Origin of the sequence: Ilumatobacter nonamiensis YM16-303, from assembly GCF_000350145.1 — a bacterium.
Lineage (GTDB): Bacteria > Actinomycetota > Acidimicrobiia > Acidimicrobiales > Ilumatobacteraceae > Ilumatobacter_A > Ilumatobacter_A nonamiensis.
Window position 1 is genome coordinate 1 of record NZ_BAOL01000003.1, and the last position, 24096, is coordinate 24096.

24 protein-coding genes are annotated in these 24096 nt (G+C 66.1%); 13 read left to right on the top strand and 11 right to left on the bottom strand.

Annotation, left to right across the window (positions count from 1 at the left end; all coding sequences use genetic code 11):
- Positions 1 to 63: 63 nt before the first annotated feature.
- Positions 64 to 1350, bottom strand: a complete 1287-nt coding sequence (locus tag ON45_RS00245) for an NAD(P)/FAD-dependent oxidoreductase (RefSeq protein ID WP_040490977.1) — start codon at positions 1348 to 1350, stop codon at positions 64 to 66.
- A 100-nt stretch (positions 1351 to 1450) separates the two neighbouring features.
- Between ON45_RS00245 and ON45_RS00250 the strand changes: the two genes are divergently transcribed.
- Complete coding sequence (locus ON45_RS00250) at positions 1451 to 2317, top strand: alpha/beta fold hydrolase (protein ID WP_206537610.1); 867 nt, start codon at positions 1451 to 1453, stop codon at positions 2315 to 2317.
- A gap of 57 nt (positions 2318 to 2374) precedes the next feature.
- On the opposite strand, the gene ON45_RS00255 is transcribed toward ON45_RS00250, so the two are convergent.
- The 3 genes from ON45_RS00255 to ON45_RS00265 form a co-directional block, all read right to left on the bottom strand.
- The gene (locus tag ON45_RS00255; protein WP_206537611.1) at positions 2375 to 4168 is read right to left on the bottom strand and encodes a bifunctional metallophosphatase/5'-nucleotidase; all 1794 of its coding nucleotides are present in this window, start codon (positions 4166 to 4168) and stop codon (positions 2375 to 2377) included.
- Between the two features lie 309 nt (positions 4169 to 4477).
- Positions 4478 to 5626 (bottom strand): thiolase family protein, encoded by a 1149-nt coding sequence (locus ON45_RS00260; protein WP_040490979.1) that lies wholly within the window; start codon positions 5624 to 5626, stop codon positions 4478 to 4480.
- Complete coding sequence (locus tag ON45_RS00265; protein ID WP_040490980.1) at positions 5623 to 6039, bottom strand: Zn-ribbon domain-containing OB-fold protein; 417 nt, start codon at positions 6037 to 6039, stop codon at positions 5623 to 5625. The genes ON45_RS00260 and ON45_RS00265 overlap by 4 nt, the downstream gene beginning before the upstream one ends.
- 53 nt (positions 6040 to 6092) lie before the next feature.
- Here ON45_RS00265 and ON45_RS00270 point away from each other — a divergent pair, with 53 nt between their 5' ends.
- The 8 genes from ON45_RS00270 to ON45_RS00305 all read left to right on the top strand — a co-directional run bounded on the left by ON45_RS00270 (position 6093) and on the right by ON45_RS00305 (position 12732).
- Entirely contained in the window at positions 6093 to 6752 is a 660-nt protein-coding gene (locus ON45_RS00270; protein ID WP_051062160.1) for a TetR/AcrR family transcriptional regulator, read from the top strand.
- Positions 6752 to 8296 (top strand): class I adenylate-forming enzyme family protein, encoded by a 1545-nt coding sequence (locus ON45_RS00275; protein ID WP_040490981.1) that lies wholly within the window; start codon positions 6752 to 6754, stop codon positions 8294 to 8296. Before ON45_RS00270 ends, ON45_RS00275 begins: the two co-directional genes overlap by 1 nt.
- On the top strand, positions 8289 to 9095 hold the full coding sequence (locus ON45_RS00280) for an SDR family NAD(P)-dependent oxidoreductase (protein ID WP_083913942.1): 807 nt from the start codon (positions 8289 to 8291) through the stop codon (positions 9093 to 9095). Before ON45_RS00275 ends, ON45_RS00280 begins: the two co-directional genes overlap by 8 nt.
- On the top strand, positions 9082 to 9894 hold the full coding sequence (locus ON45_RS00285; RefSeq protein ID WP_085946483.1) for a crotonase/enoyl-CoA hydratase family protein: 813 nt from the start codon (positions 9082 to 9084) through the stop codon (positions 9892 to 9894). Before ON45_RS00280 ends, ON45_RS00285 begins: the two co-directional genes overlap by 14 nt.
- A 1-nt stretch (position 9895) precedes the next feature.
- A complete protein-coding gene (locus tag ON45_RS00290) occupies positions 9896 to 10822 on the top strand; it encodes an SDR family NAD(P)-dependent oxidoreductase (RefSeq protein WP_040490983.1) in 927 nt (308 codons plus the stop codon).
- A gap of 17 nt (positions 10823 to 10839) precedes the next feature.
- Positions 10840 to 11280 carry a nuclear transport factor 2 family protein gene (locus ON45_RS20760; protein ID WP_148288454.1) on the top strand — a complete coding sequence of 147 codons (441 nt, stop codon included), beginning with the start codon at positions 10840 to 10842 and terminating at the stop codon, positions 11278 to 11280.
- 146 nt (positions 11281 to 11426) lie between these two features.
- The gene (locus ON45_RS00300; protein WP_148288455.1) at positions 11427 to 11825 is read left to right on the top strand and encodes a hypothetical protein; all 399 of its coding nucleotides are present in this window, start codon (positions 11427 to 11429) and stop codon (positions 11823 to 11825) included.
- Between the two features lie 79 nt (positions 11826 to 11904).
- Positions 11905 to 12732 carry an SDR family NAD(P)-dependent oxidoreductase gene (locus ON45_RS00305; RefSeq protein ID WP_051062162.1) on the top strand — a complete coding sequence of 276 codons (828 nt, stop codon included), beginning with the start codon at positions 11905 to 11907 and terminating at the stop codon, positions 12730 to 12732.
- A 71-nt stretch (positions 12733 to 12803) separates the two neighbouring features.
- Here the strand turns inward: ON45_RS00305 and ON45_RS00310 are convergent, their stop codons facing one another.
- The 7 genes from ON45_RS00310 to ON45_RS23435 all read right to left on the bottom strand — a co-directional run bounded on the left by ON45_RS00310 (position 12804) and on the right by ON45_RS23435 (position 20959).
- Positions 12804 to 14021 carry a cytochrome P450 gene (locus ON45_RS00310; RefSeq protein WP_040491032.1) on the bottom strand — a complete coding sequence of 406 codons (1218 nt, stop codon included), beginning with the start codon at positions 14019 to 14021 and terminating at the stop codon, positions 12804 to 12806.
- 76 nt (positions 14022 to 14097) lie between these two features.
- Positions 14098 to 14841, bottom strand: a complete 744-nt coding sequence (locus ON45_RS00315; protein WP_040490985.1) for an enoyl-CoA hydratase/isomerase family protein — start codon at positions 14839 to 14841, stop codon at positions 14098 to 14100.
- A gap of 178 nt (positions 14842 to 15019) precedes the next feature.
- The gene (locus tag ON45_RS00320; protein WP_083913944.1) at positions 15020 to 16888 is read right to left on the bottom strand and encodes an ABC transporter substrate-binding protein; all 1869 of its coding nucleotides are present in this window, start codon (positions 16886 to 16888) and stop codon (positions 15020 to 15022) included.
- A 103-nt stretch (positions 16889 to 16991) separates the two neighbouring features.
- Positions 16992 to 17933, bottom strand: coding sequence for an ABC transporter permease (locus ON45_RS00325; protein ID WP_083913946.1), 942 nt, complete (start codon positions 17931 to 17933; stop codon positions 16992 to 16994).
- 10 nt (positions 17934 to 17943) lie between these two features.
- Positions 17944 to 18891 (bottom strand): ABC transporter permease, encoded by a 948-nt coding sequence (locus ON45_RS00330; RefSeq protein WP_040490986.1) that lies wholly within the window; start codon positions 18889 to 18891, stop codon positions 17944 to 17946.
- Complete coding sequence (locus ON45_RS23430) at positions 18888 to 19925, bottom strand: ABC transporter ATP-binding protein (protein ID WP_051062177.1); 1038 nt, start codon at positions 19923 to 19925, stop codon at positions 18888 to 18890. Before ON45_RS23430 ends, ON45_RS00330 begins: the two co-directional genes overlap by 4 nt.
- A complete protein-coding gene (locus tag ON45_RS23435) occupies positions 19922 to 20959 on the bottom strand; it encodes an ABC transporter ATP-binding protein (RefSeq protein WP_040490987.1) in 1038 nt (345 codons plus the stop codon). The genes ON45_RS23430 and ON45_RS23435 overlap by 4 nt, the downstream gene beginning before the upstream one ends.
- Before the next feature lie 166 nt (positions 20960 to 21125).
- Between ON45_RS23435 and ON45_RS00345 the strand changes: the two genes are divergently transcribed.
- From ON45_RS00345 to ON45_RS00360, 4 genes are all read left to right on the top strand, one after another.
- Complete coding sequence (locus tag ON45_RS00345) at positions 21126 to 21875, top strand: TetR/AcrR family transcriptional regulator (RefSeq protein ID WP_051062164.1); 750 nt, start codon at positions 21126 to 21128, stop codon at positions 21873 to 21875.
- Positions 21876 to 21996: 121 nt separating this feature from the next.
- Positions 21997 to 22488 carry an FAS1-like dehydratase domain-containing protein gene (locus ON45_RS00350; protein WP_040490988.1) on the top strand — a complete coding sequence of 164 codons (492 nt, stop codon included), beginning with the start codon at positions 21997 to 21999 and terminating at the stop codon, positions 22486 to 22488.
- Positions 22485 to 22901 (top strand): MaoC/PaaZ C-terminal domain-containing protein, encoded by a 417-nt coding sequence (locus ON45_RS00355; RefSeq protein WP_040490989.1) that lies wholly within the window; start codon positions 22485 to 22487, stop codon positions 22899 to 22901. Before ON45_RS00350 ends, ON45_RS00355 begins: the two co-directional genes overlap by 4 nt.
- A complete protein-coding gene (locus tag ON45_RS00360) occupies positions 22898 to 24082 on the top strand; it encodes an acyl-CoA dehydrogenase family protein (protein ID WP_051062165.1) in 1185 nt (394 codons plus the stop codon). Before ON45_RS00355 ends, ON45_RS00360 begins: the two co-directional genes overlap by 4 nt.
- The last annotated feature ends 14 nt before the right edge of the window (positions 24083 to 24096 follow it).

Genomic DNA, 24096 nt, shown 5'->3' on the forward strand with positions numbered 1-24096 from the left:
GCTCCGTGCGCGAACTGTTCACGAGAACGCCGTTGACGCGTCGCCCACGCCTGGCTCGGCCGGTCAGGCCGACCCGGACGGCGGGTGGCGCCGGTGCGTGGTGCCCGTGATGAGTCGTGCCCCGCGACGCCCGGTGAGGTACTGCCAGACCCAGGTGCTCATCGTGCGCAGCTTCGACCGGAAGCCGATCAGCGACCAGACGTGGACGAAACACCACACGAGCCACGCCAACAGACCACCGAAACGCAGCCTCGGGCTCAGGTCCGCGACCGCCTTCGAGCGGCCGATCGTCGCGAGTGACCCCTTGTCCTCGTAGACGAAGGTGGGTCGGGCGCTGCCCGAGAGATCGGCCTCGATGCAGCGGGCGGCGTGCTCGCCTCCCTGGATCGCCGCCGGCGCCACACCGGGAACGGCGACCCCGCCCGACTCGGACGCCGCGAGGTCACCGATGACGAAGACCTCCGGGTGGCCGCCGACCGCGAGTTCGGCGGTCACGGGGACGCGACCGGCCCGGTCGAGGTCGGCGGCAACCGCGCGACCCAGCGGTGACGCGGCGACGCCGGCTCCCCACAGCACGGTCGCCGAAGGAATTGGTCCGTCGGCGGTGGCGACCCCGTCTGCGTCGATCCCGGTGACGGCCGTCGAGGTCCGGACGTCGACCCCGACGTCGGTCAACTGTTTCTCGGCCGAAGCGGACAGCGAGTCGGGAAACGCCGGCAGGACGCGGGGTCCGGCCTCGAGGAGCACAACTCGACTCGCTGTCGTGTCGATCGTCCGGAAGTCGGCGCGCAGCGTCGTCGTCGCGATCTCCTTCACGGCGCCGGCCAGTTCCACTCCGGTCGGCCCTGCGCCGACCACGACGAAGGTCATCTGCCGCGCTCGCTCGTCGGGATCGGTCGTGGCCTCGGCACGCTCGAAGGCGAGCAGGATGCGACGCCGGACGTCGAGTGCGTCATCGATCGTCTTGAGTCCTGGGGCGAACTCGGCCCAGTCGTCGTTGCCGAAGTAGGAATGCGTCGCTCCGGTGGCGACGATGAGGTAGTCGTAGCCGATGTCGCCGTCGGTGACGCGCACCGTCCGCGCATCGAGATCGACGTCGAACACCTCGTCGAGCAGCACCCGGGCGTTGTCCTGCTTGCGGATGACGTGCCGGATCGGCTGCGCGATGTCGGACGGGTTCAGCCCTGCGGTGGCCACTTGGTAGAGCAGCGGTTGGAACGTGTGATGGTTCTCCCGGTCCACGACGGTGACGTCGACATCGACATCCGCGAGTGCTCGCGTCGCAGCGAGACCGCCGAAACCGCACCCGACGATCACGACGTGTGGACGATCGGACGACTGGCGGTTCATCCCCGTATTCTCTCGCGCGGCATCGGTTTCGGCGCGACGGGCACGAAACGCAGGCGAGTGGGCGATGGCGGCGTCCCGGCGAATGTGTGAAGATCGATCCGTGACAGCTCAGCAGTCCTCATTCGTCTCCTCTGCGGACGGGACGACCATCGCAACGTCGTCATGGACCGACGTCGACAAACCGCGAGGCGCCGTCCAGATCGCGCACGGGCTCGCCGAGCACGCAGAGCGGTACGACCGCTTCGCGACCGCGCTCAACGGTGCGGGTTTCCTCGCGTTCGGCACCGACCATCGCGGACACGGCCGCACCGGCCAGGACCGGCTGGGCGACTTCGGCAGCGTCGGCTTCGACGGATTGATCGCGGACGTCGTCGAGTACGGAGCCGCGATCACCGAGGAGTACGGCGTGCCGTTGTTCCTGTTCGGTCATTCGATGGGATCGTTCGCCTCGCAGTCGATCGTCATCGACAACTCCGCGCAGTACGCCGGCATCGTCCTCTCCGGGTCGACCGCGCTCGACCTGCTCGCGGCGGGACTTGCGGAGTCGGACGGACCCGTCGGGCTCGAGGCGTTCAACGTGGGCTTCGAACACCGGACGGGGTACGAATGGCTGACCCGCGACGAGTCCGAGGTCGACGCGTACGTCGCCGATCCATTCTGCGGGTTCGACCTCCCCGACGAGCTGGTGCCGTCGTTGTTCGCTCCCGCGGAGCGCCTCGGCGATCCGACGGTGCTCGCCGGGATCCGCGACGACCTTCCGCTCCTGGTCACGTCGGGAAGCGCCGACCCGCTCGCGGGCGGCGGTCAACTCGTCGAACTCCTCGGGCAGCGCTATCGCGATGCCGGGGTCACCGACGTGACCGTGACGCTCTACCCGGGCGCCCGCCACGAGATCCTCAACGAGACGAATCGCGACGAGGTGACCGCCGACATCATCGCCTGGTTGTCCGACCACGTGGCCGACTGACCGGTCACCCGGCCGGCGCGCAGCACGCGACGACCGGGCGACCCCGTCACAGCAGGGTCACGGCAGTTCGTTGACCCGATCGGTGCTCGGTGGAGCCACCGGGCTGAATGCCGCCAGGTAGTTCGACAGCGCCTCGAGGTCGTTGCCACCGTCGAGACGCGGGGCGGTGATCGTGGCGAACGTGCCGAAGTTGTCACCGCCGTCGGCCAGGAAGTTGTTGACCGTCACGTCGTAGATCGCCGCCGGATCGAGGGGCACGCCGTCGAGCACGGCGTTGCTGATCGTGACCGAGGTGCAGTTCCCGCCGACGATCGTCGTCGCGAGGTCGTAGGTGAAGCCTTCGGACACCCCGAGGTGCAGGAACGGTCGGCTGGAGCCGGCCGGCTGGCACTGCTCCTCGAGTACCGACACGATCTGCGCACCGGTCATCGGGAACGTCACCAACGTGTTCCCGAACGGCTGGAACGTGAACGCCTCACCGTAGGTGACGACGCCGTCGCCTTCTCCCGCCGACGAGGCGTAGGTGAGGTCCGAGCGCACGCCACCGGGATTCATGAACGCCACATCCGCCCCGTTCGAGGACGTCGCCCACGCCTGGGCGTCCGCGATGAGGTTGCCCGCAGCGGACTCGACACCACGGTCCGATCCCGTCGGAGATCCCCCACGGTTGATGTCGGCCGTGATCGTTCCGAGTGGCGTGTTGCCGGCATCGTCGAAGAGCGGCTGCCACTTGTCGATCACCGCGGTCACCGCGGGGTCGGGCGAGAGGGCGGCCTGCTCCACCACATGGTTGGTTGCGGTGCTCAGGTCACGGCGGACGTCTTTCGTGCGCTTGTCGAGCACGAGGTTCATCTCGGTCACGACCCGTCCGAACGAATAGGCGCTCGTCACCAGACGCGGGTCACCGGCGGCGTCGGCGAGCGAGCAGTTGTACGGCAGGTGCGTGTGGCCGGTGATCATCGCGTCGATCGCCGGATCCAGCGCGTCGTTGATCGCGAGGATCGGTCCGCTGATGCCGTCGCACGAGTTGACGTCGCCGGGTGCCGGATTCTGCATCCCGCCCTCGTGCAACAGGACGATGATCGCCTCGACCCCCTGATCCTGCAGGATCGGGACGAGCGCATTGGCCGTCTCGGCCTCGTCGAGGAACTCGTAGCCCTGAATGCCTGCCGCGGCGACGAGGGTGTCGGTCGCCTCGAGGGTCATGCCGATGAAGGCGACCTCGACGTTCTTGAACTTCTCGATCGAGTAGGGCGGGAGTGGGCTGTCGCCGTTCTGGTCGACCACGTTCGCGGAGAGCCAGTCGAAGTCGGCTCCGGCATACGGCTCAGCGGGGAAGTAGCAGCCGTCCTCGGGGTGGCACCCGCCGTTCTGCATCCGCAGGAGCTCGGTGACGCCTTCGTCGAATTCGTGGTTGCCGACACCCGACACGTCGAGCTCCATCGCGTTCAGCGACTCGACGGACGGCTCGTCGTGGAAGAGCCCCGAGAACGCTGTCGAGCCGCCGATGAGGTCGCCGGCTGCCGCCGTGATGCTGTACTTCTGTCCCTGGCGAAGCTCGTTCAGCTTCGCCGACAGGTACTCGCCGCCTCCGGCTTCGGCACCGTCGACGGTGCCGTTTCCGGTCGGTTCGACGTGGCCGTGGTAGTCGTTGAAGCCGAGGACCTGGACGTCGATCAGCTGGCCCTTCGGGTCAGGATTGCCCGGCGGCTTCGGCTTGTCCTTCCCCGCGGCCGCCGTCGACGCCGAGATGCCCACGGCGCCGATCGCCAGTGCGGCAACACCCAACCCGACAAACAACCGGTGTCGACGAGTGCGGATCTCTCGACCTGTGCGTGATGTCGTTGACACGATGATGCTCCTTGTCGCTTGTGCTCGTTCTTCGGGACGACGACGGTGACCGAGTCGACGGCTCGAAGCCCCCCGCACACTGTCAGCTCCGAGCTCGAACTTCAACACACCCCGTGATCGCGCACCCACTGTCGGTCCCGGTTGGTTCCCCAGTCATTGCCGCGTCACGATCGGATCCGCGCACGAGCGCAGGTGGACCCTGTCTCGATCAGCCAGTGCTCAGTGGTTGCTGCGCGCCTCGATCAGTCCGTCGGCGCCGTCGGGACCGGCGCAGCTCGTCCTTGGGGATGCGGTCCGACGCCGAGAGCTTCAGGCGGGACGCGAGAGCACGTGAACGACACAGACCGCGCCGACACCGACCATGTGTGCGAGCCCGGTTCGAGCGTCGGGCTGCTGGCGTTCGCCGCCTTCGCCTCGCAGCTGCGTCGTGATCTCACAGATCTGGCCGACACCGGTGGGACCGGTCGGGTGGCCCATGGCGAGAAGCCCTCCCGATGGGCTGACTGCGACGCGACCGCCGATGTCGAACTCACCCGACATCAGTGCCTCCGCAGCGTGCCCGGGCTCGCAGAGCCCCATCGCCTCCACGTAGAGCAGTTCCTCGACGGTGAACGCATCGTGGAGTTCGACCACGTCGAGGTCGCCGGGGCCGATGCCGGCCTCGCCGAGCGCCTGCTCGGTCGTTGCCTTCGTGAGCGCCACGTCGAAGTTCTCGCCGTCATACACCTGCTCGGACTGCGACGCCGAGGAACTGATCCGTACGGCCCGTGACCGATCGATGCCGAGCCGTTCGATCGCATCCTCGGAGACGATGATCGCCGCTGCCGCGCCCTCACCGATCGGGGTGCACTGCAGCCGAGTCAGGATCCCACTGATCTGCGGCGGCTCGAGCACGTCCTCGAGCGTGCGCACCTTGCGTCGTTGAGCGTTCGGGTTGAGCGCGCCGTTCCGGCTGTTCTTGACCGCCACCTGGGCGAAGTTTTCGGGTGTCGCCCCGGTTTCGTGCATGTAGCGATCGGCCAACAATGCGAAGTGGGTGAACGGCGCGGCGCGGCCACCGACGAGGTCGCGGGCGCCGGCGGCTCCCTGCGGCATGGTGAAGTTGAGCGGCTTGTCGACCCCGACCGCGATCGAGACATCCGCGAGACCTGCCGCGACCTCGAAGGCGGCCTGGCGGACGGCCGTCGATCCCGACGCCGAGGCATTCTCGACCTGGACCATCGGGATCCCGGTGGATCCGAGGTGGCGGTACATGAGACGCGACAACGCCATCGCCGTCGTGGCGGTACCCGTGTAGGCACTCTCGACATCGGTCCACTCGATTCCGGCGTCGGCGAGCGCACCGCGGATCGCGTGCACCCCGAGCGCCGTGTACGGCGTCTCGCCGGGGCGCTGGTAGGGATGCAGTCCGATGCCGACCACATAGACCGGACGAAGATCCGACAGCGGACGCCTCACGACCGAACCTCCTCGATCGCAGCGAAGACCGGTTCGACGACGTCGTTGCCGTCGTCATCGACACGTTCGACCTGCCATGTCGCGGCAACCCGCTGGCCGACGCTGAATCCGTCGGAACCCGGATCGCCCATGCCTCGGGCGATCGGACCGTCGTCGAGGCGTACCTCGACGATCGTGAACGGCGTCGGTGGCTCGCCGAAATGGCGGTGCACGGTCGCGCTGGCGTGGATCACCCCGGCGGCTTCCACGGCGATCGGGGTCAGCTGTTCCTCGAGCGCTCCACACACGTCACAACCGATCGCGATCGGAGGGAACGCAACCCTTCCGCACGACGCGCAGCGCGTCGCACGCAGCGTCGGGGATTCGGCGTCGGGGTCGAACAGTTCGGGGTGAGCGGCAACTCGCATTCGCATCCTCTCGAGAAAACTTACTTGCTAAGCGTTCAGCATGTTAGTACGTTCGTGCCATGCCGTCCAGCGCCCGCAGTACGACGAGTACCGGTCGCCGCACCCAAGGGGAGCGGCGCACCGAAGCCGAGACCGCGCTGCTCGATGGCGCTGAGCGATTGTTCGCCCGCAAGGGTCTCGACGCCACCTCACTGGCCGACATCGGTGCGGAGGCCGGCTACAGCCGCGCTCTCGTCAATCACCACTTCGGTACCCGGACCGCCCTGGTCGAACGCTTGGCGGCGCGCTGCCAGCGTCGATTCATCAGCGGACTCCGCACCACCGCCGAGACGCAGTGCCCACGCGGCAGCGACACGCTGGTCGCGATCGCCGACGCCTACCTCGACGCGGTCGAGCGCGATGCCGACCGCAGCAGAGCGTTTCTCGTCATGTGGGGATCGTCGTTTGCCGAGGAAGCTCAACTCCGACCCGTCTTCGACGAGGACGACGAGCGTTTCCGAACGAGCATCACCGCGGTGATCCGAGCCGAGCAGGAGGCCGGGGCAATCCGCCACGACGTCGATGCCGACGTGTTCGCGGTCACCTTCGTCGCGCTCCTGCGCGGGATCGCCGGGCAGTTCGCTGTCTCGCCGGCGGCGGTCGACCTCACGGCCGCACGATCGACCTGCGCGCAGATCGTCCACTCCCATCTCGAACCCACCATCAAGGAGAACAGCTGATGTTGCCAGAAGCCGAACGCGGTACGCCCGAGTACTGGGCTGCAGAACGACCCGACGCCACAGCGGTCATCAGCGGCGACACCACCCTCACCTACAGCGAGTGGAACGACCGTGCCGACCGCGTCGCCGAGGGCCTGTCGCAGCTCGGACTCGTCGCCGGGGACCGACTCGGGATGCGATTCCACCTCGGGATCGAATGGTTCGTCATCCAGCGCGCCCTCCAGAAGATCGGAGTCGCGCAGGTCGCGGTGAACTGGAAGCTCACCGCCGACGAGGCTGCCTACATCGTCCGCGACAGCGAGGCCAAGGGACTGGCGTGCAACGACACCGACCCGACGGGCTGGCACGATGCCGATGTCGGACTCGTGGTGACGGTGGGACAAGAGCCGGGCTCTCCCGGCGTGCGCTACGAAGACCTCCTCGACACCGCGGATGCACCCACCCGGTTCGGCCCGCTCCGAGCATCGATGGTCCTCTACACGTCGGGCACCACCGGCGCTCCACGCGGCGTCCCACCGCTCGACCCCGCATCGGTCACCGACCTCGATCGCCTCTTCCGGTACGGCGCCTCCGTCGGCTCGGTGCCGCCGTACCCCGACGAAGCGGTCACCCTGCTCACCTTGCCGATCCATCACGGCGCGGGACCGATGATCGCCACGGCCACGTGCGCGAACGGAGGCACGGCGGTGCTGCTCGATCCGTACGACGCCGAGGAGGCGTTGCGCCTGATCGACCGCCACGGAGTGCAATCCTGGACCGCCGTTCCGACCATGCTGCTGCGGATCATGGCGCTCCCGGAGGACGTCCTCGACCGTTACGACCTGTCGTCGCTCACGGCGCTCACCACCGGAGCGGCGGCGGTTCCCCAGACGCTGAAGGAGTGGGTGATCGAACACCTCGGACCCGACGTGTTGTGGGAGTCGTACGGAGCCAGCGAGGCCGGGATGATCTCCTACACCGCCCCGGAGCATCAGTTGTCCAAGCCCGGGACCAGTGGAATCCCGTTCGACGGTGTCGAGATCGCGATCGTCGACGAACAATGGAACCGTCTTCCGGCCGGCGAAACGGGCGAGATCGCCGTCAACACACCGACGGTGCTGAAGGGATACCTGGGCCGCGACGAACTCGGCGAGGACACCATCAAGGACGGCTTCTACCGCACCGGCGATGTCGGGCACCTCGACGAGGACGGCTTCCTGTTCATCACCGACCGGATCAAGGACATGATCGTCGCAGGCGGTGTCAACATCTACCCCGCGGAGATCGAGAAGGCGATCGTCGAGCATCCCGACGTCGAGGACTGCGCGGTCATCGGGATCCCCCACGACGACTTCGGCGAGCAGCCGCTGGCCTACGTCGTGCCTCGCTCAGGAAGCTCGCCCACCGCCGACGACATCCTCGCGTTCCTCGACGGCCGACTGGCCTCGTACAAGCGACCACGGGGGTTCGAGTTCGTCGAGTCCCTGCCGACCAGCCCGATGGGCAAGGTCCTCAAGAACGATCTCCGCGCACCGCACTGGGAAGGACGCGACCGGAGTGTCTGAGCGAATCGACCGCCGGAACATCCTCGAACTCACCGGGCGAACCGCGCTCGTGACCGGTGCCGGGCAGGGCGTGGGTGCCGAGACGGCCCGCTACCTCGCAGCCCAGGGCGCCAACGTCGTGATCAACGACTACGTCGCCGAACGCGCCGAAGCGGTCGTCGCAGAGATCGTCGATGCCGGTGGCCACGCCGTCGCCGCCCCGGCGGACATCACCGACTTCCAACTCGTTGCCGACCTGGTCGCGTCGACGAGCGCCGAGCTCGGCCCGATCGACGTGCTGGTGAACAACGCCGGCAACGCCGGAGCCGACCCCGATGCTCTCACCGGGAAACCGTTCTGGGAGAAGGACCCGGCCGAGTGGGAGCCGTTCCTGCAGGTCAACCTGTACGGAGCACTCAACTGCAGTCGGGCGGTGATCCCTGGGATGATCGCCGCGGGCAACGGTGGCCGACTCATCACCGTGATCAGCGACGCCGGTCGCGTCGGCGAGTCGGGCCTCGAGGCGTACTCCGCGGCCAAGGCAGGAGCTGCCGGTCTCACCCGTGCGCTCGCGCGCAGCCTCGGCCGCTACGACATCACCGCGAACAACGTCGCCATCGCCGCCACCCGCACGCCGGCGATCACGGCCATGACCGACAACGAGGACTACGCCAAGAAGGTCCTGCGGAACTATGTGATCCGCAGGTTCGGCGAACCGTCCGACCCCGCCGCACTGATCACGTTCCTCGCCTCCGGGGCGTCGGGATGGATCACCGGACAGACCTACCCAGTGAACGGAGGATTCAGTGTCAACCAGTGAAGTTCCCGAGGTGCCGAACGCGGCGCCAACCGGTCCAGACGCCATCAGGACCGAGCGGGTCGGCGAGCACCTGCTCGTGATCCGCATCGACCGACCCCACCGCCGCAATGCCTTCGACGGTGCCACCGCGCGCGCGATGGAAGCCACGATCGACGCCTACGAAGACGACGATTCGCTGTTCTGTGCGATCATCACCGGCTCCGACATCGTGTTCTCCAGCGGGCAGGACCTGATCGCCGCCGCCTACGACGACATGGGCGCGTCGCCGAAGCGAGGCGGGTTCGGCATCATGGGCAAGCCGCCCACCAAGCCGGTCATCGCCGCCGTCGAGGGCCACGCTCTCGCGGGTGGCCTCGAACTGTGCCTCGCGTGTGACCTGATCGTGTCGTCGCGCACGGCAACGATGGGAATCCCCGAGGCGGCCCGATCGCTCGTCGCGATCGGCGGTGGACTCTTCCGCCTCCCGAAGCGGATCCCCTACCACCTGGCCATGGAGCTCGCTCTCACCGGCAAGGCATGGTCGGCCGAGCGAATGGCCGAACTCGGTTTCGTCAACAAGCTCACCGAACCGGGCGAAGCCCTTGCGGGAGCGATCGAGCTCGCCGACGAGATCCTCGCGGCCGGACCGCTCGCCGTACGCGCCAGCAAGCAGATCGTGCAGCGCGCATACGACTGGGACGATGGCGACGGCTGGAAGAACCAGATGGAGTACGCCGCTCCGGTCATGGCGTCTGAGGATCTGAAGGAAGGCCTCGCCGCCTTCGCCGAGAAACGGCCGGCCGTCTGGAAAGGACGCTGACATGACCATCATCGAACCCCGACTCCAGTCCGACCTGCTGGCGGACCGCGTCGCGATCGTCACCGGCGGCTCGCGCGGCATCGGCGGCGCCACCTCCACCATGCTCGCGGCGAACGGCGCCAAGGTCGTGATCGCCGAGGTCGACGCCGCCAAGGCCGAAGAATCGGTCGCCACACTGAACGACGCATACGGAGCGGGGACCGCCAGCGCGTTCGTTGCCGACCTCGTCGCTCCCGACTCGTGCGATCGGCTGGTCGCCCACACTCGCGACACATTCGGCGGCTCACTCGACATCGTCGTCAACAACGCCGGATACGCATGGGACGGTGGCATCCACTCCATGACCGACGAGCAATTCCAAGCGATGCTCGACATCCATCTCGTCGTTCCGTTCCGGCTGGCGCGCGCCACCGCACCTGTCTTCCGCGAACTCGCCGGAGCCGACGGCGACCGCGACGACATCTATCGCAAGACCGTCATGGTGTCGTCGATGGCCGGACAGTGGGGCCTGCAGGGTGCGGGCAACTACGCCGCAGCCAAGGCGGGCATGCTCGGCCTCATGCGAACCATGTCCCAGGAGTGGGGCAAGTATCGGGTGTGCGTGAACGCTGTCGCCTTCGGCATCATCCAGACGCGGTTCGGACTCCCCCAGTCCGAGGACGAGGTCATCGAGGTCGGTGGCCGCACGGTGCACGTGGGCATGCCGGCCAAGCAGGCCGAACGGAGGGGAGTCTCACTCGACGAGAAGCCCACCGAGGAGCAGATGTACGCCTCGCAACCGGTGCCGAATGCGATGGTCCCGCTCGGTCGCACGGGCAACATCCGAGACGCTGCCGAGTCGATCTTCTGGCTCTGCTCGCCGCTGTCCGACTACGTCACCGGCCAAACCCTCGTCGTCAGCGGCGGCGCGAAGGGCGGCATGAGTTGACCTCCGACACCACGACGATGAGACACATCGCCGACGAGTTCGTGGCCGCCTGGAACGATGCCGACGCCGACCGTCTCGAGCAACTGTTCCACCCCGACTTTCGGTGGCACATCGCGGTCACCGACCATGACGACCCGAACATGCGGTCGCTGCAGTCCGAGCTGCTCGACGGGATGAACCTGCCGTGGCAGCAATCGATCTACGACAAGGCCGAAACGCTCGAGGTCTTCCGCGGAATCTTTGCCGCGACCGATCAGTTCCAACTCGAACTGAAGTCGGTGATCGCCGACGGCGACCGCGCCGCGATCGAGGCCGTCGGCGACGCGATCAACCCGCTCAACGGGCGCCGATACCAGAACCTGTACTGCTACGTGTTCGAACGCCGCGACGACCAACTCGTCCTGTTCCGGGAGTACCAAGACACCTTGCATCTCTTCGACGTGTGGGTCGCGGAGTAGGCCACGCACGACAGCGGCGCAGCGCGCGCTGCGCCGGCGGCACCGAGAGGAGAGAGATGGCTCGATCGGTCGTGAGGCTGGAAGATCAGAGAGCGAGCCGATTCCCCGACCGGTGTGTGCTGTCCGGTGTTGCGACCGACCGTGCGGTGCACGCGACCGCTGTCGTGTGGAGGGGCCGTCGCTGGATTCTCGGCATTCCCGGAATGGTGCCGGTGCTGGGCGTCGTGCACGAACGCGCACGCGTGTCGTTGCCGGTGAGTACCCGGGTATGGAGGACGTGGCACCGCCGAAACGTTGCCGCGCTGACGGTGTTGGTGTTCGGTGCCGGGTTGATCGCCGCGAGCACAGTGCGCCAGGCCGGCGATCTGTTCGGCGTCGGCCTCGTGCTCGTCCTGGTCGCCGGCACGTATCGAACGCGCGCCCATCACAATTACTGGACCACCTGTCGCCTGAGCGCCGACCGAGCCACCGTGGTCATCGAGCCGACTCATCCGGAGTTCGACCAGCAGGCGCGCGAGCTCTTCACCCGATCGATCCGAAGGTAGACGCCGTTCCGCTCGGGTCGCCCGCACCGACCGCCGATGTGCAAGGGTTCAGCACGCACCACGACAGAGGAGGAACCACATGAGCGGACGAGCTACGGAGCGAACGATCGTCACCACGGGGGCCAACTCGGGCATCGGTCTCGCAACGGTGATCGAGGCGGCGATCCGCGGGCATCGCTCGGTCGGTACGGTTCGGTCGGAAGAGAAGGCGAAGACCGTGCACGCTGCTGCAGACGAAGCAGGCGTCACGGTCGAGACAGCGCTCCTCGACGTCACCGACGAGGCGGCCGGGGCAGCGGTCGTCGACGAGTACCGTCCCGACGCTCTGGTGAACAACGCCGGCTTCTCGATCACCGGTGCCATCGAGGACGTCACCGACGACGAAGCCCGTTTCGCATTCGAGACGATGGTCCTCGCGCCGATGCGGTTGGCGCGCCTCTCGGTGCCGCACATGCGTGACCGCGAGTGGGGCCGGATCGTGAACGTGTCGTCGATCTACGGGCGAACGAGCACCCCGTTGACCGGTTGGTATCAGGGTTGCAAGCACGCCCTCGAAGGACTCTCGGACGCGCTGCGCATGGAAGTCGCTCGGGACGGGATCAAGGTCGTGCTCGTCGAGCCGGGCGGCGTGAAGACTGCGATCTGGGACGAGACCGAACGTGACCTGGACAAGCGTTCGGGTTCGCGATTCGACGCGAGCTATCAGCGCTCATTGGACAGTGCTCGTCTGTGGCAACCGATCATGATCGAGTCGAAACACTGTGCGAAGGTGATCGTCGACACGATCGAGGGGAACCCGCGAGCTCGATATCGGGTGGGGCTCGATGCACAGGCGCTCGGCCTCACCGAGAACCTCGTTCCGACGTTCGTCCGGGATCGGATCGCACGCATCACACTCGGGCTCTGACAGCCGACCCGGTGACGTCCACGTTCGGCACGAATGGAACCTCGCGTCGTCGGAGTCGCGGGTCCTTGTCGTCAGTCGACGACGACGTTCAGCGGCAGGTACTTGTGGCCCCCGACGAAGAGCGTGCTGATCAAAGCCGGGTCCCCAGCGAGTTCGATGTCACGGAGGCGGGGAATCAGCTCCCGGAAGAACGCTCGTAGTTCGATCCGAGCAAGTTGGGCTCCAAGGCAGAAGTGTGCACCGTGGCCGAACGCAAGGTGCCTGTTCGGCGTTCGACCGACGTCGAAGTTCTCAGGGTTGTCGAAAGCGAGCTCGTCGCGGTTCCCACTCGGATAGAGCAGGAGCAGAGCATCACCCTGCCGCACGGGGTTGCCCTGCAGCTCCGTGTCCTGGGTAGCGGTTCTCATGAACGACTTCACCGGCGTGGTCCACCGAAGCATCTCCTCGACGGCGGAGTTCAGGAGCTCCGGTTGTGCCTCCAGGCGGGACAACTGGTCAGGGAAGCGAGCGAGCGCCTCGACGCCGCCGGCGAGCACGGCGGCCGTCGTGTCGTGACCGGCAGTGGCAAGAATCGCGAAGTAGGAAATGGTCTCGAGATCGGGAAGGGGTTCCCCGTCCAGGCGCGCATTTGCGATGGCTGATGTCAAGTCGTCGGTCGGATGGGCCCGCCGATCCGGGGCGAGCTGGCCCAACCACTCGAACCAGTCGGGGCCATCGCCGAGATTCGCCGCTGCCGTCGCCACGTAGTCGGGATCCTCGGCACCGAAGTTGATCTGCGTCTGACGGAGGATGTACTCGCCATCGTCGTCCGAGATGCCCAGCATCGCACAGATGATGCGGAGCGGCATCCACATCGAGACGGTCGAGACGAAGTCGAACGCGCCTGTCTGCTCGGCCATCAGATCAACCGCGTCCTTGGCGAACGTTGCAGCTCGTTCCTCCATCACCCTCAGATTCTTCGGGATGAACCAGTCGGCGGCGAGCGCCCGATACGCCGTGTGATCAGGCGGGTCCATACGAACCAGTGACCGCACGCCGACGCCGCCGCTCGCGTCCTCTTGGCTCTTGCGAAAGAGCCGATACCGGGGGCCCGCTTGAAAGCGATCCGCGTCGCGCTCGATCGTCTGGATGTCCGCATGACGAGTCACGGCGTGGAACGGTCGAAACTGGTCGTGCTCGACCAGGTGAATCGGCGCTTGGTCCCGGAGCACCCGGCACGCGCGCTCGAGGCGACCGTCGGCGTATGCGACTGGGTCGACCAGAGCCTGGCCGGCGCCTTCGACGTTCATGTCGTGATGTTGATCTTCGGTGAGCATGTGGGTTCTCCGATCTCCGATTCAACGCACCCCGAGGTGGTGTCGACGATCATCGGCCGCCGGAACGCATTCGCTCGGCGGCATCGCGGGGAAAGCCGTGGGGCAGCTCCCGCTCCTGAAGCAGCGCATCGAACCGACTCGTCTGCAGGCGATCGTCGACGAGCTTCTTCACGATCCGGTTCGTGTCGCGCGAGTTCGCCAGGATCTCGGCGACGAGGCCGTCGACGGTGGAGTCGAGGTCGTCATCGGCGACGCACCGGTCGACGAGTCCGATCTCCGCAGCGGCGCGGGCGTCGATGCGACGACTCGTGAACATCAGTTCTTTGGCGGTGGACCGCCCGACGCGCTCGGGGAGTCGAATCGACATTCCCCAGATCGGGACCAGGCCCCACTGCCCGTGCGTGTCGCCCAGCTTCGCCGACTCCGCGGCGACGAGCAGGTCACAGGCCAGCGCGAGTTCGAGTCCGCCGGTGTAGCAATGGCCGTGGATGCGAGCGATCGTCGGCTGGGGAAGGGCTTCGAGAGCGTCGACCGTCTCGGGTTCGAAGTGTTTCGACGGTGCCTCTTCCTGAGTGGCGATCGCGCCGAGGTCATGGCCGGCGCAGAAGGCTCGCCCCGCGCCGGTCAGCACCACGCATCCGACGGAGTCACTTTCGGCAATCGCATCGAGGTGCTCGCGCAGTTCGACGAACACGCCCGGGTTCAGCGCGTTCAGCTTGTCGGGTCGATTGAGGATCAGTGTCGTGAGGCCGTCGGAACGATCGGTTCGGACGACGAGTGGCTCGGAGGTCATCCGTTCCTCCCTCTCGGATGTGGTGTCGGGCAGAACGTGGGGTTGCAGAACTGGGTGCCACAGGTGGATCGCGGTGGCGACGCATGATCACCAGGGTCGGAAGGGCGGCCCCGGGGGGAGACGGGGCGGCCCTTCCGACCGGTCGCGGCGTTCCGAGATCAGAACGCCGCTGTCGGCATCACTCGGCGGCGCGCCAGGCCACCTCGACGGCAGGGAGTCCATACCAGTTCGGGACGCCGTAGGGAGCGATGTTCCGAACCCACGGTTGCGCTGCGGTCCGATACTCGATCGTCCAGAGCGGGATCGGTGTGTTCATGTCCTCCATCACGTAGCGCTGGATCTCCTGGATCTTCGCCACCCGCTCGTCGCCGAACAACGACAGCTGCTCGTCGATCAGCGCGTCGAGGGTCGGATCCGAACATGTGCTGTTGTTGCGCGGTCCGTCCGTGTGGTACTGACCTCGGAGCCACTCGTCAGGTTCCTGGAACGGCGTCTGAGGGCCGACGATCATCTCGAAGTCCAACGTGACATTGCCCCGTTCGATGTAGGTGCCGTAGTCCAGCGTCTCGAGGGTGACGTCGATTCCCAGCGCCTCCAGGTCGGCAACCACCCATTCGGTCTGAGCGGTGTAGGCCGGTCCGTACACCTCGGTGGTGAGGACGGTGAGCTCGAAACCGTCCGGATAACCGGCATCGGCCAGCAGCTGCTGAGCGGCCTCGAGGTCGTAGCGATAGGCCTCGAGACGCTCCTCTTCGGGCAACGAGAAGTCCGGGAAGGCCAGCGAGATCGGCGACGTGATCGCGCCGCCGCCCCATACGTTTTCACCCAGTCCCTCACGATCGATCGCGAGGCTGATCGCTCGCCGCACGTCGGGGTCGTTGAACGGTTCGACCTTGCAACTCAACGCCATCCGGCTGAGCCCCTCGCCGAGTGCCAGGAGATACTGCCCATCCGGGTAGTCCTGCTTGAGCTGCTCGTACCCCTCGCGTGAGCTTCCGGCATCGCCCAACAGGTCGATCTCGCCGGCGATGAACGCTGCGTTCCGGGCGGCGGCGTCCTTGATGACCGCGATCCGGAATTCGTCGAGGTACGGCAGTTGGTTCCCGTTGTCGTCGGTCTTCCAGTAGTTGTCGTTGCGGACATAGGTCGTTGCGACGTCGAACTCGTGGGATTCGAGCTCGAACGGCCCGGTTCCGACGGGAGCCTCAGGGTCGTACCCCGACGCCTCGTCGAACGCCTCGGCGGGCAACATCCAGAACTGGTGGTTGGCAAGGTTGTTCGACAACGGCGAGAACTGTTCCGAGAGGTTCAGCTGCACCGTGAAGTCGTCGATCGCCTCGATGGTCTCGACGCGCTCGATCATCGCGCCTTGGAAGGTCGACCGGTACGCCTCCATCGTCGCGACGACGTCGTCGGCGGTGAACTGGCGACCGTTCACCGGCGGAAGGTCCTGCCAATAGACATCATCGCGAAGTTGGATGGTGTAGGTCAGGCCGTCGTCGCTGATCTCGGGCAGTTCGGCCGCGAGTTCGGGGACGGCGGTCTTGCCGAACTGCGGAACGTCGGGCCCGTAGTCCCAGCTGTAGAGCTTGTTGAAGATCGGTCCCAGACGAGTGTGCAGGTTGTAGGAAATCGACGATTGGGGATCCAGCGTCTGCACGTCGGATGTCCACGAATGGGTGAGCGTTCCGCCGTACTCCGGTTCGCCGGTGAACCGGAGGTCGTTCACGGTCTCGATGAGGCTGTCGGCGTTGACGTTGCTCTCCGCGCCGGACTCCGCATCCTCCGACGCTGCATCCTCGGACTCGTCGCCCTCGGACTCATCGTCCTCGGCGGTCTCGGAGTCGTCTTCGCTGTCGAGTCCTGCGGCCTGGTTGGCGAGATCGTCTCCGTCCTCGTCCGCGCCGGTGTCGCCGCTGCCCTGTTCTTCGGTCCCATCGTCGACGCTGCTGTCTCCGTCGGAGCCGCCGCAGGCTGCCACGACGAGTGCGATCGCCGACAGTCCTGCTAGGAGTCGGGTTCTCCGACCCGCTCGTGATTTCCTCATGTCTGTTCTCCTCCTGGTGTTGTTCTGGTGACCTCTGAGTGGTGGGCCCGAGCAGTTGCCCGGCTCGCTGTGTTCGCGATGGTGTGGCGTGTCGACCGAGCGGTCAGAGCACGAGTTTTGGATCGAGGTGGTCGCGCAGTGCGTCGCCGAAGAGATTGAAGGCGAGGACCGAGACGGAGATGGCCGCTGCGGGAAAGAGCAGCATCCACGGATACAAGCGGATCCATTCGCGTGCATCGGACACCATCCGGCCCCATGACGGCTCGGGGGGTGGCACGCCGAGCCCGATGAAGCTGAGACTGGCCTCGGCCACGATCGCGTTGCCGAACGTGAGGCTGGCCAGGATGATGATGGGCGCGAACAGATTCGGGAGCCCGTGGCGTACGACGGTGCGGAACGGGCTCGCGCCGAGCGCGTCAGCGGCACGCACGTAGTCCGAACTGCGGATGCGCAGCATCTCGCCTCGCGCAACTCGAACGAAACTCGGGGTGACGACGATCGTCAGGGCGAGGATCAGGTTGCGGATCGACGGGCCGAGCAGTGCGACGATGAAGAGCGCGAGCACGAGGACGGGAATCGACATCACCGCATCGACGATCCGTTGGAGGACGAGATCGAACCGACCTCCGTAGTAGCCCGAGAAGCCGCCGACCAGCGTTCCGACGACGGTCGCGACGAGCACGGTGACACCGCCGACGGTGAGGCTCACCCGAGCGCCGTACGCAATGCGCGCGAAGATGTCGCGGCCCAGATGGTCGGTGCCGAACCAGTAGGCACCGTTCGGGCCGACCTTGACGTCACCTCGGTTCTGCAGCGCCGGATCGTTCGCTGAGATCACACCGGCGAAGACCGCCATCAGCACGAGCAGCAGAATCACCGCGAGGGCCGCCATCCCGAGCTTCTGCGTCTTCGCGAAGTGACGAGCGCTGCCGACAAAGCGCGAGAACGCCGAATCGGAAGCATCGGCGGAGACGTCGGTGTCCTCGTCGACGACCTCGGATGGCGGGTTCGTCGGAGACCCGAGATGCTGGTTCACGTCGACCATGGGTGACTCCTCACGACGCCCGGATCCGGGGGTCGATCCAGCCGTAGGCGAGATCGACCATGATGTTGACCAAGATGAACATTGCGCCGTACACGAGCGCGGCGGCCTGGATGAGCGGATAGTCGCGAGTGCGGACCGCCTCGAACACCTGACTGCCGAGACCCGGCAACGAGAACATCGCCTCGAGAATCACCGTGCCCCCGAGGAGCCCGCCGAATTGCAGGCCGACCAACGTGAGCACCGGGATCAGCGAGTTCTTGAAGGCGTGCCGAGTGTTGATCATCCGCTCGTCGGCGCCCTTGGCGCGAACGGTGCGGATGTAGTCGGTTCCGAGTACTTCGAGCATCGAGCTTCGAGTCATCCGAGCGGTCGCGGCTCCGACGGACAGCGCCAGCGCGATTGCTGGAAGGATCATCTGTTGAAGGTTGACCCAGGGCGACTCCCAGAATTCCTGGTAGCCGATCGGCACCGAGTAGCCGAACCACTCGGACAGATAGGTGATCATCAAGACGCCGACGAGGAAGTTCGGAATCGACAGTCCGACGATGGACCCGACCCGCAGGATCGCGTCGCTGGGCTTGCCCCGGCGGATGGCGCTCAGCATCCCGACGATCGGCCCGAATGCCAGCGACAGCGCGATCGCGAGGAACGACAGCTCGAGCGTGACGGGCAGCCGCCGCAGGATGATGTCGAGTACCGACTCGTCGCGTACCAAGCTGTCGCCGAAGTCGAGCCGGACGATGCCACTCGCCCAGTCCGCGTACTGCTCGAGAATGGGGTCGTTGAGCCCCATCTCGTCCTTGACCTCCGTGATCCGCTCCTCCGAGAGGCCGGACTCGGCGAGCTGGATGTCGATCGCGTCGCCCGGAACCGAGCGCATGACGAAGAACAAGAACGTCGCGATCAGGAACAGTGCGAGCAGCCCGCTGAGCAACCGCTTGACGATCAGCTGGGTCATCGGACCCTGACTCCGTCGGTCGTGTAGCACGGGCACGCTGCGGCTCGGTGGCCCGGCTCGAATTCCACCGTCTCCGGGATCTGTTGCGTGGCTGCCTCGCAGCTGAACGGACACCTGGTGTGGAACTTGCAGCCAGAGGGCGGATTCGACGGACTCGGGAGCTCTCCCGAGGCGAGGAACGGTTCACGCTTCTCGGCCAGATCCGGGTCGACGACCGGCACCGCGGAGAAGAGCGAGCGGGTGTACGGATGAATCGGATTCTCGAACAGGTCTTCTGTCGCCGCCTGTTCGACGATCTCGCCGAGATACATCACGATGACCTCGTCACTGATGTAGCGCACGACGTTGAGATCGTGCGTGATGAACAGGTACGTGAGGTTCAATTCGGCCTGCAGATCCTTCAGGAGGTTGAGCACCTGAGCCTGGATGGACACGTCGAGAGCCGAGACGGCCTCGTCACAGACGATGACCTCTGGATTGGTTGCCAGCGCTCGGGCGATGCCGATGCGTTGTCGCTGGCCACCCGAGAACTCGTGCGGGAACTTGCGCAGATCCCGACTCGACAGCCCGACCAGTTCGAGCAGCTCGACCACTCGGTCGACCTTCTGCTTGCCGGAGGCAATACCGTGCACCTCGAGGCCCTCGGCGACGATCGACAGGGTGCTCATCCTGGGATCGAGCGAACTGAACGGGTCCTGGAAGATGATCTGCATTCGCTGACGGAGTCGGCGCAGTTCGCCGCGCTGGAGGCCGGCCAGATCGCGACCCTCGAAACGCACCGTGCCTGACGTTGGTTCGAGCAGATGCAGGATCAGTTGCCCTGTCGTCGTCTTTCCACAGCCCGACTCTCCGACGAGTGCCACCGTGGAGCCACGCCGGACGTCGAAGCTGATGCCGTTGACGGCCTGCACCTGTCCAACCGTTCGTTTGAGGAGGCCCTTCTCGATGGGGAAGTGCTTCGTCAGGTTCCGCACCTCGACGATCGTGTCGGAGCTGGCTTCGGCCGAAATGGATGACGGCTCGGTCACGGTCATGTCGACACCTCCGCCGGCTGACGTCGCCACGACTCACTCGGGTCGCTCAACCAACACCGCGCGTTTCGGTCCGAGCCGAGTTCGTGCACCGGGGGCGGCTCGACGGTGCACCGGTCGAAGGCGTGCTTGCACCGGGGGGCGAATCGGCACGCGTGAGGCATGTTGAAGAGCGAAGGCACCGAACCGTCGATCGCCTCGAGACGCTGTCCGGTCATCGCCGCATTCCCTGGCATCGAATTGAGGAGCGCGGCCGTGTACGGGTGCTGAGGCGTCTTGAGCACCTCGCGCACTCTGCCCTGCTCGATCACCTGCCCGGCGTACATGACGACGACGCGGTCGGCCATCTCGGCAACGACCCCGAGGTCGTGGGTGACGAACAGGATCGCCGCCCCGGTCTCGTCCGCGAGCGTGCGGAGGAGGTCGAGGATCTGCGCTTGCACGGTGACGTCGAGCGCCGTGGTGGGCTCGTCGGCGATGAGGAGCGAGGGCGACAACGCCAGCGCCATCGCGATCATCACGCGCTGTCGCTGCCCTCCCGACAGCTTGTGTTGATATGTGTCGAGGCGGGCCTCGGCGTCCGGCATGCCGACGTGTCGCAACAGCTCGAGCGCACGTGTCCGCGCCTCGGCATCGGTGATGTCCCGGTGCAGATGGAGCATCTCGGCCAACTGATGCTCGACGGTGAACAACGGGTCGAGACACGTGGACGGGTCCTGGAAGATCATGGCGATCTTCTCCCCCCGAAGGCTCCGCATCTCCCTCTCCTCGAGGTGGGCGATGTCCCGACCCTCGAAGATCACTTCACCGCCTGCGATCGATCCCGTCGATTCCAGCAGGTGCATGATCGAAAGTGCCGTGACGGTCTTCCCGGAACCCGACTCGCCGACGAGCGCGACGGTCTCCCCTGGCCGGACATCGAAGCTGACATCTGACACCGCTGCGACCTGACCATGACGCGTCGCGAACTCGGTGCGCAACTGTCGCACCGACAGCACGGCGTCCGACGTCTCAGCATGCAACCCCCCGGTGTCCATGGCGGTCAAGGTACCCGAAGTCGACAACGTTGTCGACTTACAACGAAAGAAATCGACATAGATATCGAAATTCTCGCTTTCCGTCGACACTTTGCATCCACCTCGGCGACGCCCGGTCGGTCGGACGACTAGCCTCGTTCATCGTTCCTCCGATCGTCCCGAACCCATGAACCCCCGAGCCGCCAACACACAACAACCGTCAGCCGACGGAGACAGCACCCGCACTCGTGGCGGTTGGATCCCGGTCGGCACCGCAGCCGAACGACGTACGAAGCACGCCGAACATGGCACCGACCGCGGTCGCAAGACGCGCAACGGCATCATCGACGCCGCCCGTCGCGTCTTCGAACGGATGGGATATCTCGACGCGACGGTGGATGACATCGTCTCCGAGGCGGAGGTCGCGCGCGGGAGCTACTACACCTACTTCCCCGACAAACTCGCTGTCTTCCGTGTGGTGTCGGAAGCCGTGGGCAAAGAGATTCTCGCGGCGGTCAGCGGGATGCCGCAGCCGGCTGGGACGACGACCGAGCGTCTCGCACAGTCGAATCGACAGTACGTCGAGGCCTACCGCGAGCACGCCGCCATCTACGGCCTGACCGAACAACTCGCGACCATCGACCCGGTGATCCACGACGCCCGACTCGCCCGGCGACAGCAGCACGCGCATCGAGTCTCCGCATCGATCCGGCGGTGGCAATCGGCGGGACGCGCCGACCCCGAGATCGACGTCGACGCCACCGCTGCGATGCTCGTCTCGATGACCTCGAACTTCTGCTATTGGTGGTTCGTCGGCGGCGAGGATTGGGAGACCGAACGCGCCGTCGAGACACTCACGTCGAACTGGATCCGAGTTCTCGGCCTGCGCGATCGACCGCGCAAGGCCTGGCGCGAAGCGTACGCCGCTCGCCTCTGACGTCGCTGTCCTGACGTCGCGGAACACCCCTTTCGTCCGCGACGCTGCAGCTGACGCGACTCGACATTGATGTCGAGATGGTGATAGAACACGACTTCTCTCGAGCGAAAGGACCCACGAGATGGGAGCGGAGAACTTCTACGTCGAGGCCGGACACATCATGATGTTCGCCCGCAGTATCGGAGATGAGAACCCCGCGTTCGACCCGACCCGGACCGACCCGTCGACGGTCGTCGCACCGCCGACGTTCGTGCAATCGAGCGCCCACTTCGACCCCGACTACTACCTCCGGCCGAAGATCGGGGCATCCGGATGGTTCGGCTCGGGCGGTACACCGAGTGGAACGCAGCCCGACGTCGGGGGCGAGTCGACAGGGGGCCGCCAAGGCGGTGGGCTCCATGCCGAGCAGCACTTCGAATACCACCGGCCGGTGGTGCCCGGAGCGGCGCTCACCGCCAGGGTCAGTGATGGCGAAACATGGGAAAAGCAGAGCTCACGTGGAGGAACCCTGGTTTTTCGCGAGCGGATCACCGAATACGTCGACCGCAACGGCGACGCCGTCGTGACGGCGCGATCGGTGGGCGTCCAGGTGATCGAGGACGGCGCGTCGTGAGCCGGTCGATCCACGACCTCACGGTCGGCGACATCGTCGAACTGCGGTTGGTCGATGACCTGAAACGCACCACCATCGTGCAGTACGCCGGAGCGTCGGGCGACTTCAACCCACTCCACACCGACGAGGTGTTCGCAACCGAGGTCGCCGGGTACCCATCAGTCTTCGCGCACGGGATGTTGACGATGGGGATGACGGGACGTGTGGTCACCGACACGTTCGGTGTCGACTCGATTGCCTCGTTCGGTGGACGATTCACCGCCCAGGTGTTTCCCGGCGATTCGCTCACGGCGGTGCTCACCGTCGATGCAATCGACACCGATGCGACCACGGTCTCGGTCGTGACGCGCAATCAGCGCGACGAGGTGGTGTTCTCGGGGCACGCTCGGATTCGAGCGGACCAGCCGACATGAACGCTCCATCGGTCGCCGACGTCGAGAATCTCCTTCGCGACCCTGCGCCAGCGGGGGACCACGTACCGTCACCGACACACGAGGTCGAGCTCGCCCCAGGACGGGAGTACCTCCGCAAGCTCGCGGTCCACGGCTGGGCCGTACCGACCTGGCCCGTCGAACACGGTGGATGCGGAGCGACCGAGGCCGACGCAGCAGCGATCCGATCAACTGTCGCCTCCCTCCCGGCACCCGACCTCTATGCCTTCGGTATCGGGATGTCGATCGTCGGCCCGACCCTGCTCACACATGGGACCACGGAACAGCAACAGCGTTGGCTCAGGCCGATCGCGACCGGCGATCGAATCGTGTGTCAGATGTTCTCCGAACCCGACGCCGGGTCCGACGTCGCCAATCTCGCCACCCGCGCCACCCGCGACGGCGACGTGTGGTCCCTGCAGGGCCAGAAGGTCTGGACGTCGCGTGGCATGTACTCGGACTGGGGCCTGTGTCTGACCCGAACCGACCCGGATGCCCCCAAACATCGCGGTCTCACCATGTTCATGATCGACATGCGCCAGCCCGGCGTGACGGTGACGCCCCTCCATCAGATGGACGGAGAGGCACACTTCACCGAAGTCTTCCTCGATGGCGCCACCGTGTCCGACGCCGACCGAGTCGGCGACATCGGGCAGGGATGGGCCGTCGCGATGACGGTGCTGGCCAACGAACGTGCGGGCATCGCACGCGGTCGGTCAGCCGAGCCGAAGATGTTCGTACTCCCGAGCTGGCTGCGAGCCCTCGCCGAGCGCGGCGACCTCGACGACCGAGTTCGACGCGACCGAGCGATGCGCGCATTCGTCAACGGGCGAGTGCTCGAACTCACCGCCCGGCGCAGTGCTGCCGAGGCCCGATCCGGCACTCCCGGACCCGGCGGATCCGGCGGAAAGTTGAGGATCGTACGAACGTTCAAGGAGCGCGCCGAGTTGTGTCTCGATACCTCCGGAGCGAACGGGATGCTGCGCGATGATTCCGCGGCCGACGACTTCCTCCTCTCCCCCTCGATGTCGCTCCGCGGTGGAACCGACGAGGTTCAGCTCAACATCATCGGAGAACGCATCCTCGGACTTCCGAGTGACGTCCGACTCGATCGCGACGTGCCATGGACCCAGTCGCGCAACGGGCTGCTGCCGCCGATCTAAGTCGACATCGTTGT